The following is a 501-nucleotide window of genomic DNA, read 5'->3' as shown; positions in this document are numbered from 1 at the left end:
GTCACCGACCTCTGGACCTACGTGATAGGCGCTTTGGGCATCATCTTGTTGCCCGGCCCGAACTCGTTGTTCGTTCTGTCGGTGGCCACCGTGCGCGGTGTCAAGGCGGGCTACCAGGGCGCCATGGGCGTGTTTGTGGGCGATACGATCTTGTTGTTGCTCACCGCGCTAGGTGCTGCCAGCCTGTTGCGTACTTACCCGGCCCTGTTCATGGTCGTGAAGTACGCAGGTGCGGCCTACCTGACTTGGGTGGGTGTGAATCTGCTGATCGCTGCGGTAAAGAAGTGGCGCAACAACAGCCCGGTGGATGTGTCCGCAGATGCCGCAGTGGCACAAGCCACGGCCAACCTGCAGCAGCCTTTCAAGCGCGCGCTGGTCATCAGCCTGCTGAACCCAAAGGCGATTTTGTTTCTGCTGTCCTTCTTCGTGCAGTTCATTGACCCGCACTACGACACGCCAGCCGTGCCATTTCTGATCCTGAGCGCCATCATCATGGTGTTC

Annotated in this window: 1 protein-coding gene; it reads left to right on the top strand. The window is 59.5% G+C overall.

Annotated elements, in window-relative coordinates:
- A partial coding sequence (gene leuE / locus AC1D1Y_RS26235) for a leucine efflux protein LeuE (RefSeq protein WP_477684927.1) occupies positions 1-501 on the top strand: 501 nt, incomplete at both ends.

This window comes from Polaromonas sp. P1_G1 (assembly GCF_056405595.1).
Note: the sequence above shows the minus strand (reverse complement) of the source record. Positions and strands in the feature narration are given on the sequence as shown.